Origin of the sequence: Enterobacter sp. 342, from assembly GCF_036663495.1 — a bacterium.
GTDB lineage: Bacteria > Pseudomonadota > Gammaproteobacteria > Enterobacterales > Enterobacteriaceae > Enterobacter.
In genome coordinates this window covers 1-4,324 of record NZ_JAWUEI010000081.1, presented here as the reverse complement: position 1 = coordinate 4,324, position 4,324 = coordinate 1, and the positions used below count along the sequence as shown (strand labels likewise).

Genomic DNA, 4,324 nt, shown 5'->3' with positions numbered 1-4,324 from the left:
TAAGCAGAGTTTTTGAAATGTAAGGCCTTTGAATAAGACAAAAGGCTGCCTCATCGCTAACTTTGCAACAGTGCCAAAGAAAGTCCTGGCGCTTGCCCAGTCCAGACAAATTGATGCAATCCTGGTCACTGAGCTTTCCCGGTGGGGGCGCTCGACGCTCGATCTGCTCAATACGCTACGTGAACTGGAGAACTGGAAGGTTTCCGTGATAGCCATGAATGGAATGGCGTTCGATCTTTCGTCGCCGTATGGACGAATGCTGGCGACGCTTCTTTCCGGCATTGCGGAGTTTGAGCGGGATCTCATCAGCGAGCGGGTCAAGTCAGGCCTTGCTGTTGCGAAGGCACGTGGTAAGAGGCTTGGTCGTCAGGCCGGAGTGCGACCAAAATCAGACCGACTTTTGCCTAAGGTGGTTGCGATGAGGGCCGAGGGACGCAGCTATCGCTGGATCGCACGCGAGCTCGGTATCAGCAAGAATACCGTCGCTGACATCGTGCAACGACACAGAGCTAACGCTTAGGGTGTCATTTCGCCCTCAGCCGGAACCGACCCCTTCAAGCGTCATGAGTGGGATTTCACTGAACCAAAATATGTGGATTTCCCGTCACGCGGTATTTTCCATGTGCAGGTCGGCGGCGGTGCCACCACTGGCGTGGTGAGCGCGGTCAATAACAACAGCAGCAGCTGGATGCGCGCGAAGCTGGCGGCCTATCGTAATAACCCGGTTAAACTCAAAGATTGATCGATTAAGATCGTGTTCTTTGTCTGAAACGGAAAAGCCGACGCGTTATGCGTCGGCTTTTGTTTTTTGGTTTTCCACGGTGGCGGCGCGCTGCGTCTGTCCGGGCTACCGATTATGCGGCTGTCTGGTAGCCCGGACAGGTGCGCAGCACCGCCTCCGGGAATGACTCAGGCCGTGCGCCACTTGCGCGTCAGCGGCTTCTCAATTTCCACAATCAGGAACATCACAAAACCGATAATAAAGGTGATCACCCAGTAGCGGAACGGCAGCGCTTCGGTACCGAACAGCATCTGCATAAACGGCGCGTAGATAATCAGCAGTTGCAGCACCAGCAACACGCCGCTGACAATCCAGATACCCCGGTTCGCCAGCAGCCCTTTGCTCAGTGAGAAACCATCCGCCACCCGGCAGTTGAGCATATAAAACCACTGTGCGGTGACCAGCGTCTGCAACAGTACGGTGCGGATAAACTCAGGTGAGTAGCCTCGCGGCTGTAGCCAGGCCTCCAGCACAAAGGCGCTCACGGCGATCATCGAACCGACAAAAATTACCCGCCAGATGGCAAAGCCGTCCATCGCATGCAGCTTAGGATCGCGCGGCGGACGGCGCATGATGTTCTTTTCACCGGCTTCGAACGCCAGACCAAACGACAGCGTGGCCGAAATCGCCATGTTCATCCACAAAATCAACACCGGCGTCAGCGGAATCAAATTCCCCGCCAGCAGCGCGATAATGATTAACAACCCCTGCGCCAGGTTGGTTGGCATAATGAACAAGATCGTTTTCTTCAGGTTATCGTAAACCCGCCGCCCTTCCCTGACTGCACTGGCGATGGTGGCGAAGTTATCATCGGTCAGCACCATATCAGCGGCCTCTTTGGTCACTTCGGTGCCCTTGATGCCCATCGCGATACCAACATCGGCCTGCTTCAGCGCCGGGGCGTCGTTCACCCCATCACCGGTCATCCCGACCACCTCTTTCCTGCTTTGCAGCGCCTGAACCAGACGGAACTTATCTTCCGGACTGGTACGGGCAAAAATATCGAATTTCTGCGCCGCTTCACTCAGTTGGGTATCGTCCATCACCTCCAGCTCGCGCCCGGTAATGGCGTTCCCGGCGTTGCCGATCCCCAGCATCTTGCCGATACTCATCGCCGTTTGCGGGTGGTCCCCGGTGATCATCTTCACGCGGATCCCCGCCTGCAGGCAGTCGCCGATAGCGGTAATGGCCTCTGGTCGCGGCGGGTCCATCATCCCGGCGATCCCTAACAGAATGACGCCATGCTGCAAATCCTGATGGGTGAGTTCGGTTTGCCCGTCAGCCGCCGGTTTCCACGCTGCCGCCACCATGCGCAGCCCTTCCCGCGCGTACTCTTCAATTTTCGCTTCCCAATACGGCTGGTCCAGCGGCTCCAGCCCATGGTCGGTTTGCTGATGCTGACACAGGCGGAACAGCACATCTGGCGCACCGGTAATTAAAATCGTCTCCTCATTGCCGATGCGGTACAGCGTTGACATATATTTGTATTGCGAATCAAAGGGGATCTTACTGCGCAGTTCGGTGCTCGCCGGCGAAAGCGTCACTTTCGCCGCCAGCACCTTCAGCGCCCCTTCCGTAGGGCCGCCAGTGATTTTCCACAACCCGCTTTCATCTTTGATTAGCTGGCTGTCGTTACACAGGTCGATGGTGCGCAGATAGCGCTCCAGCAGCGTGCCCGGCGCGACGGTTATCGGGTCCGGCTCATCGATCGGGTGAATATTCCCCACCGGCTCGTAGCTGTCCCCTTCCACCCGATAGACTTTATCGGCGGTGATAACGGCCTTAACCGTCATCTCGTTCATGGTCAGCGTCCCGGTTTTATCCGAGCAAATAACCGTCATCGCCCCTAGCGTTTCGACCGTCGGCAGCTTGCGGATAATCGCCTTCTGCCGGGCCATGGTTTGCACGCCAAGCGAGAGGATAATCGAGATAATCGCCGGCAGCCCTTCCGGTACCGACGCCACCGCCAGGCTAATCAGCGACAGCATCAGTTCAGAAACCGGCATATCGCGGAACAGCAGGCTAAAGACGAATAGCGCAGCCATCATCACCAGAATGATGATAAAGATGGCTTTGCCGAGCTTATCCATCTGCACCAACAGCGGAGTACGGTGTTTCTCGATATCCGCCATCATCTGGTTAATGTGGCCCAGCTCGGTATCGCCACCGGTTGCCACCACCAGGCCTTTGCCACCGCCGGAGCTTACCGTGGTGCCTGAGAACAACAGGTTCGTCCGGTCACCCAACGGCAGTTCGCCGCTAAGCGCTTCGGTACTTTTCTCCACCACCGTTGATTCACCGGTCAGAATCGCCTCTTCCACCCGTAGGTTATGCGCTTCGATAACCCGCAGGTCTGCTGGAATGCGGTCGCCGGCGCGGATCACCACGATATCGCCGGGAACCAGCGCCGTGGTCGGAATGGTTTCATGATTCCCCTGACGAACCACCACCGCTTCGCTGGAGAGCATATTGCGAATGCTCTGGAGCGATTTTTCGGCGTTACTCTCCTGAATATGACCAATCAGGGCGTTGATCACCGCCACGCCGAGGATCACCAGAGTATCGACCCAGTGGCCCATCACCGCCGTCAATAGCGCCGCCGCCAGCAAGACGTAAATCAGCACATCATTAAAATGCGCCAGAAAACGCAGCCATGCCGGTTTACCCGCTTTTTGCGGTAGCGCATTTTCACCGTACTGCTGTAAGCGCGCCGTCGCTTCAGCGCTGCTGATGCCATCGGGAGTGCTGTTGGTGCTGGTCAGGGTTTCATCCACGGAGAGCTGATAAAACGGGCCGCCCGGTTTTTCTGTATTCATAGTTATCTCCTCACTCCTGTAACGGAAATCAGGACAGCCTCAGGCTGCCCTTAGCGCACCACAAAAACCGGCACATGGGCATAACGCACGATACTTGCCGCCTCTGAACCCAACAGATGGGTTTGAATATTGGGATTGCGTGAGCCAATGATCACCACATCCGCCTTCAGTTCATCTGCCAGTTTCGTCACTTCATCGCGGACGTTGCCGCTGCGAATATGAATCTGGACATCGCTTTCCTTCAGAGAGAGTTTATTGATGAGTTCAGCGAGTTTTTCTTTTGAATTATTAACCAGATAGTCTTCCATTTTTCGCGCATCGGAAATAAATCCGCGCGTCAGTGCAGGAGAAAATGTCGGGATGACGTTGAGTAAATGAATCTGCCCGGAGGAGCTTTGCGCGAGGAATTGAGCATGGGACAAAGCCTTGTCCGCAAGGCCGGTTTCAAACACATCAACCGGGACGAGGATATTTTTATACATAGAGACAATCCTTTTATTACCTATAAAAAAAGGTGGTGAAAACAGCGCAGACAGGGCCGACGCATGATCATTCTTTGCGCTAGTTGATCAAGTATCGATCAGTTGAGCGGCGCCAAGTACGATTTTAATTGTACCTTGCGTTGCCAAGCTGTAAATAGTCGAGATCTTCGCGAATTCAACTTCGAAGTGCGACACTCGCCTATGCCGCCTGACGGTACTCTTCGAATACCTTGACAGGCTGCCTG

Annotated in this window: 4 protein-coding genes; 2 read left to right on the top strand and 2 right to left on the bottom strand. The window is 55.2% G+C overall.

All coding sequences use genetic code 11. The features are described from left to right. The first annotated feature begins 70 nt into the window (after positions 1-70). Together V6E55_RS25090 and V6E55_RS25085 are read left to right on the top strand one after the other, a co-directional pair. Positions 71-520 carry a recombinase family protein gene (locus tag V6E55_RS25090; RefSeq protein ID WP_316944104.1) on the top strand — a complete coding sequence of 150 codons (450 nt, stop codon included), beginning with the start codon at positions 71-73 and terminating at the stop codon, positions 518-520. 72 nt (positions 521-592) lie between these two features. Further along, positions 593-742 carry a hypothetical protein gene (locus tag V6E55_RS25085; RefSeq protein ID WP_176564481.1) on the top strand — a complete coding sequence of 50 codons (150 nt, stop codon included), beginning with the start codon at positions 593-595 and terminating at the stop codon, positions 740-742. A gap of 167 nt (positions 743-909) precedes the next feature. On the opposite strand, the gene V6E55_RS25080 is transcribed toward V6E55_RS25085, so the two are convergent. Next, positions 910-3,597: a cation-transporting P-type ATPase gene (locus V6E55_RS25080; RefSeq protein WP_080884274.1), complete on the bottom strand. Its 2,688-nt coding sequence runs from the start codon at positions 3,595-3,597 to the stop codon at positions 910-912. 50 nt (positions 3,598-3,647) lie between these two features. Beyond that, positions 3,648-4,079 carry a universal stress protein gene (locus tag V6E55_RS25075; protein ID WP_016241528.1) on the bottom strand — a complete coding sequence of 144 codons (432 nt, stop codon included), beginning with the start codon at positions 4,077-4,079 and terminating at the stop codon, positions 3,648-3,650. Positions 4,080-4,324: the final 245 nt, after the last annotated feature.